Source organism: Sphingomonas sp. (genome assembly GCF_019242355.1).
Taxonomy (GTDB): domain Bacteria; phylum Pseudomonadota; class Alphaproteobacteria; order Sphingomonadales; family Sphingomonadaceae; genus Sphingomicrobium.
The window spans coordinates 1-5,544 of the sequence record NZ_JAFAVR010000110.1; the positions used below are offsets into that span (position 1 = coordinate 1).

Here is a 5,544-nt window from a genome sequence, read left to right on the forward strand (position 1 = left end):
AGCCCGCGGTCGGCGCCTGCACGTGCGCATCGGGCAGCCAGGTGTGGACCGGCCACATCGGCATCTTGACCGCGAAGCTGGCGAAGAAGGCCAGGAACAACCATTGCTGCGCGCCGACGGGGAAATTGTATGCCATCAGCGCTGGGATGGACGTCGTGTGCGCGGTCAACGCCATGTAGAGCATGGCGATCAGCATCAGCACCGAGCCGAACAGGGTGTAGAGGAAGAATTTGTAGCTGGCCTTGATCCGCTCGGCGCCGCCCCAGATGCCGATGATCAGGTACATCGGGATGAGGCCGCCCTCGAAGAAGATGTAGAACAGGAACAGGTCCTGGGCGGCGAAGACTCCGAGCATCAGCGCTTCCATGAGCAGGAAGGAGGCCATGTATTCCGGCACCCGGCGGGTGATCGCGCGCCAGCTCGCGCCGATGCAGATCGGCATCAGGAACACGCTGAGCATGATCAGCACCATGGCGATGCCATCGATGCCGAGGGACCAGCCGACCCCGCCGCCCAGCGGCACGCGCTCGACGAACTGCCATTGAGCGCCGTTGGGGTCATATGCGGCCCAGAGGTAGATGCCGAGCACGAGGTCGATCAGGGTCGCGATCAGCGCCGTCCAGCGCGCGCCGTTCGCATTGAGCAACAGAGCGATCATGCCCGCGATCAGCGGCACGGCAATGAGGACGGTCAGCACAGGCAGTCCGCTCATCGGGCCCACCAGATCGCCCAGCTCGCGGCGCCGATCAGGCCGAGCAACATCACCAGCGCATAGGAATAAAGATAGCCCGACTGCACCCGGGCAACCACCTTGTTGCCGGCCGCCACAGCGACTGCGGCGCCATGCGGGCCGAAGCGGTCGATCGTCCGTTCGTCACCCCGGTGCCAGAACAGGCGGCCGAGCCACAGCGCCGGGCGGACGAAGATCCGGTCGTAGATCTCGTCGAAATACCACTTGTTAAGCACGAAGCGGTGCACCGCCGGGAAGGTCCGGACGAACGCACCCGCCGCCTTCGGGTCGCGGACGTAGTTGTTCCAGGCGATCCACAGGCCGAGCAGCATGGCGATCGTCGGGGTCAGCTTGATCCAGATCGGGCTGTCCTCGGCCGCAGTTGCAAGCTGCTTGCTGAAGGCGATCGCGCCGCGCCAGAAATCAGGCGCGCGCTCGGTGTTGATGAAGACTCCGTGGAACAGCTGGCCCGCAAGCACGGCCCCAACCGCGAGCAGGCCGATCGGGATCAACATGGTGAGCGGGCTTTCGTGCGGATGATAACCGGCAGTGCCTTCGGGGGGCATGCCCGTGTCGTGCGAGCTGTCGGCATGTTCCGCGTCCGGATGATCGTGATGATCGCCGTGGACGGCGTGCTGGATATGCTCCGACGCCTCCCAGCGCGGCTTGCCGAAGAAGGTCAGGAAGATCAGCCGCCAGCTGTAGAAGCTGGTTAAAAGCGCGGCGATGGCGCCCAGCCAGAAGGCGATCGTGCCGGAAACGGAGCCTGACGCCCAGGCACTCTCGAGGATCGCGTCCTTGGACCAGAAGCCGGCGAAACCGATACCGCCCCCGACGTCGAGCCCGACGCCGGTGATCGCCAGCGTACCCGCGATCATCACCCAGAAGGTGAACGGGATCTGCTTCCTGAGCGCGCCATAGTAACGCATGTCCTGTTCGTGGTGCATGGCGTGGATGACGCTGCCGGCGCCGAGGAACAGCAGCGCCTTGAAGAAGGCATGGGTGAACAGGTGGAACATCGCCGCGCCGTATGCGCCAACGCCGGCGGCGAAGAACATGTAGCCGAGCTGTGAGCAGGTCGAATAAGCGATCACGCGCTTGATGTCGTTCTGCGACGTGCCGATCGTCGCTGCGAAGAAGCAGGTGATGGCTCCGACCCAGGTAACGACGTGCATCGCCGTCGCACTGGTGTTGAACATCGGCGAGAGGCGGCAGACCATGAACACGCCCGCAGTGACCATGGTCGCGGCGTGGATTAGGGCGCTGACGGGGGTCGGGCCCTCCATCGCGTCCGGAAGCCAGGTGTGGAGGCCGATCTGCGCCGACTTGCCCATCGCTCCGACGAACAGCAGCAGGCAGAGCAAGGTCATGGTGTCGACCCGCATGCCCGCAAAGCCGATGGTCGACCCGGCCATGTGCGGCGCGGCGGCGAGGATCGCCGGGATGGAGACGGTGCCGAACACCAGGAAGGTGCCGAAGATGCCGAGCGAAAAGCCGAAATCGCCGACGCGGTTGACCACGAAGGCCTTGAGCGCGGCGGCGTTGGCGGACGGCTTGTAGTACCAGAAGCCGATCAGCAGGTAGGAGGCGAGGCCCACCCCTTCCCAGCCAAAGAACATCTGCACCAGGCTGTCGGCCGTCACCAGCATGAGCATCGCGAAGCTGAATAGCGACAGATAGGCGAAGAAGCGCGGCTGGCTCGGATCCTCCTCCATATAGCCCCAGCTGTAAAGGTGGACGAGGCTGGAGACGCTAGTGACCACGACCAGCATGACCGCGGTCAGGCTGTCGACGCGCAACGCCCAGTCGACCTGCAGGTCGCCCGAGCGAATCCAGTCAAGCACCGGCACGACCACGGGTTGAGCGTTGCCGGCGATGTAGGAGAGGAAGATCGGCCAGCTGAGGATCGCGCCGACGAACAGAGCGCCGGTCGTCACGACCTTGGCCGCAGCCTTTCCGATCCAACGGCCGCCAAGCCCGGCGACGATCGCGGCGATGAGCGGCAGGAAGACAATGAGAAGAATCGGATGCATCAGCCGCGCATCCTCGTCGCCGCATCGACGGCGATGGAACCGGCGCGCCGGAAGAAGATGACGAGGATCGCGAGGCCGATCGCGGCCTCGGCGGCGGCGACGGTCAGGACGAACATCGCCAGCACCTGGCCGGTGAGATCACCGAGGTAAGCCGAAAACGCCACCAGGTTGATGTTCACCGCGAGCAGGATGAGCTCGATCGCCATCAACATAAGGATCACATTGCGGCGGTTGAGGAAGATGCCGAGCACGCCGATCGTGAACAGGATCGCGGCGACGGTCAGATAGTGCGCAAGACCGATCATATCTGCATGCCCTCGCCGACGCCCGGGTTGATGACCTTGACCGCGTCCTCGGGCCGGCGCGCGACCTGTCTGGAGATTCGCTGCCCGCGAGTGTCCCGGCGCTGGCGATGAGTGAGGACGATCGCGCCGATCATCGCCACCAGCAGGATCAGGCCCGCGATCTCGAACGCGAACAGGTAGCGGCTGTAGAGCAGCGCACCGAGCGCGACGATGTTGGGCTGCGCCGTTGCCGCAATGTGCGCCCCGCTCAGCGTCGGTCCAGCCGACCAGGCGCTGACCGCAATCACGATCTCGGCAAGCAGAACGAGCGCAATGATGATCCCGAACGGCAGGTTGCGGGTGAAGCCGGACCGCAACTGCGCGAAATCGATGTCCAGCATCATGACGACGAACAGGAACAGGACCGCGACCGCACCGACATAGACGATGACCAAAAGCATCGCGATGAATTCGGCGCCTAGCAGCAGCATCAGTCCCGCAGCGTTGAAGAAGGCGAGGATCAGCCACAGCACGCTGTGAACGGGATTGCGCGCGAAGATCACCGCAATCGCCGGAGCGATGGTGAGCGTCGCGAATAGGTAAAAGGCGATGGCTGCGATCAACAAATCCTCCCCGGCACGGGGAGGTGGCAGCACGCAGTGCTGACGGAGGGGGCCCCCTCCACCACCGAGCTTTGCTCGGTGGTCCCCCTCCCCGTTCCGGGGAGGATTTTCCGGCTCTGAATCAGCATGCGGGCCGCCTAACGATACGGCGCATCGGCGGCAAGGTTCGCGGCGATCGCCGCTTCCCACCTGTCGCCGTTGGCGAGCAATTTCGCCTTGTCGTACAATAGCTCCTCGCGCGTTTCTGTCGCGAATTCGAGGTTCGGTCCCTCAACGATGGCGTCCACCGGGCAGGCCTCCTGGCACAGGCCGCAATATATGCACTTCACCATGTCGATGTCGTAACGCGTGGTGCGGCGGCTTCCGTCCTCGCGTGGCTCGGCCTCGATGGTGATGGCCAGCGCCGGACAGATCGCCTCGCACAGCTTGCACGCGATGCAGCGCTCCTCCCCGTTCGGATAGCGGCGAAGCGCATGCTCACCGCGGAAGCGCGGGCTCTGCGGCGCCTTTTCGTACGGATAATTGATCGTCGCCTTGGGCTTGAAGAAATACTTCAAGGTCAGCGCATGGGCGCCGAGGAATTCCCATAGCGTGAAGGATTTGAGCCAGGTCTTCATCGCGGATTTCCTGCACAGACCGGCCCCGCAACGGCCGATGCCTGGTGCGAATAAGTAAGATTATCGCAGCCGTAGCGGGTCAGCATCAGCCAGCCGGATACCAGAAACACGAACACCAGGCTCAGCGGCAGGAAGATCTTCCAGCCGAGGCGCATCACCTGGTCGTAGCGATATCGCGGGACCGTGGCCTTCACCCAGCCGAACATGAAGAAGAAGAGGCACATTTTGGCGAGCAGCCAGATGATGCCGGGTACCACATAGAGAGGCGCCCAGTTCACCGGCGGCAGCCAGCCTCCCCAGAACAGAATCGCATTGAGCGCGCACATCAGGATCGTGTTGGCGTATTCACCGAGCCAGAAGAGCGCGAAGCTCATCGACGAATATTCGGTCTGGTGCCCGGCAACGAGCTCGCTCTCCGCCTCAACCAGATCGAACGGCGTTCGGAAAGTCTCGGCCATCGAGCTGATGAAGAACACCACCCACATCGGGAACAGCAGCAGGTTGAAGCCGAACCCGTTGAAGATGCCAAGCCCGAAGCCGACTTGCTGGGTGACGATGCCGCTGAGGTTGAAGGTGCCGGCGTAGAGAACGACGGTAATGAGGACGAAGCCGATCGATACCTCGTAGCTGACCATCTGCGCGGCGGCGCGCAGCGCCGAGAAGAATGGATATTTGGAGTTGGACGCCCAGCCGGCGACGATCACGCCGTACACACCGAGCGAGCTTGCCGCGAGGACGTAGAGAAGCCCGACATTGACGTTGGCCAGCACCACGCCCGGCGCGAACGGCACCACCGCCCAGACGATCAGTGCGACCGTGAAGGTCACGATCGGCGCGATCAGGAACAGTCCCTTGTTGGCGCTGGTCGGGATGATGGTCTCCTTGAGGAAGACCTTCAGCCCGTCGGCGAAGCTTTGCAGCAGGCCCCAGGGGCCAACCACGTTCGGGCCGCGGCGGAGCGCCATCGCCGCCCAGATCTTCCGCTCGGCATAGATGACCATCGCCACCGCCAGCATCAGCGGCAGCGCAATGACCAGGATGCCGATGATCGTCGCCAGGAACCAGGCCCAGCCGTAGATCATGCCGTGATGGACGAAGAAGTCGGTCACTCGGCCGCCTCCTCGAAGGCGGCGCCCTGGACGAGCTCTTCCGAGCAGCGGTTCATGGTCGGGCTGGCCCGGCAGATGGCATTGGTCAGGAAGAAGTCCTTGATGGCGTAGCCGACCGGCCCTTCCGCCTTGGCGGCGAGCCTGGGCG

At 63.9% G+C, this 5,544-nt stretch carries 7 protein-coding genes; all 7 read right to left on the reverse strand.

What is annotated here, in order from left to right; genetic code table 11:
- Positions 1-712: NADH-quinone oxidoreductase subunit M (locus tag JOZ79_RS05105; protein ID WP_294071504.1), on the reverse strand; the 712-nt coding region annotated here is incomplete at its 3' end.
- On the reverse strand, positions 709-2,763 hold the full coding sequence (nuoL, locus tag JOZ79_RS05110) for an NADH-quinone oxidoreductase subunit L (protein WP_294071506.1): 2,055 nt from the start codon (positions 2,761-2,763) through the stop codon (positions 709-711). The genes nuoL and JOZ79_RS05105, both read right to left, overlap by 4 nt.
- Complete coding sequence (gene nuoK, locus JOZ79_RS05115; RefSeq protein ID WP_294071508.1) at positions 2,763-3,068, reverse strand: NADH-quinone oxidoreductase subunit NuoK; 306 nt, start codon at positions 3,066-3,068, stop codon at positions 2,763-2,765. The genes nuoL and nuoK overlap by 1 nt, the downstream gene beginning before the upstream one ends.
- Positions 3,065-3,670 carry an NADH-quinone oxidoreductase subunit J gene (locus JOZ79_RS05120; RefSeq protein WP_294071510.1) on the reverse strand — a complete coding sequence of 202 codons (606 nt, stop codon included), beginning with the start codon at positions 3,668-3,670 and terminating at the stop codon, positions 3,065-3,067. Before JOZ79_RS05120 ends, nuoK begins: the two co-directional genes overlap by 4 nt.
- Positions 3,671-3,807: 137 nt before the next feature.
- A complete protein-coding gene (gene nuoI / locus JOZ79_RS05125; RefSeq protein WP_294071512.1) occupies positions 3,808-4,287 on the reverse strand; it encodes an NADH-quinone oxidoreductase subunit NuoI in 480 nt (159 codons plus the stop codon).
- Entirely contained in the window at positions 4,284-5,369 is a 1,086-nt protein-coding gene (gene nuoH / locus JOZ79_RS05130) for an NADH-quinone oxidoreductase subunit NuoH (RefSeq protein WP_294071514.1), read from the reverse strand. Before nuoH ends, nuoI begins: the two co-directional genes overlap by 4 nt.
- Positions 5,370-5,392: 23 nt before the next feature.
- Positions 5,393-5,544, reverse strand: a 152-nt coding sequence (locus tag JOZ79_RS05135; protein WP_294071516.1) for a hypothetical protein, incomplete at its 5' end; no start/stop codon positions are given.

Coding starts and splice junctions, on each gene's coding strand:
- nuoI (WP_294071512.1), bottom strand. CDS start 4,287: ATGAAGACCTGGCTCAAATCCTTCACGCTATGGGAATTCCTCGGCGCC.
- nuoH (WP_294071514.1), bottom strand. CDS start 5,369: ATGATCTACGGCTGGGCCTGGTTCCTGGCGACGATCATCGGCATCCTG.
- nuoK (WP_294071508.1), bottom strand. CDS start 3,068: ATGATCGGTCTTGCGCACTATCTGACCGTCGCCGCGATCCTGTTCACG.
- nuoL (WP_294071506.1), bottom strand. CDS start 2,763: ATGCATCCGATTCTTCTCATTGTCTTCCTGCCGCTCATCGCCGCGATC.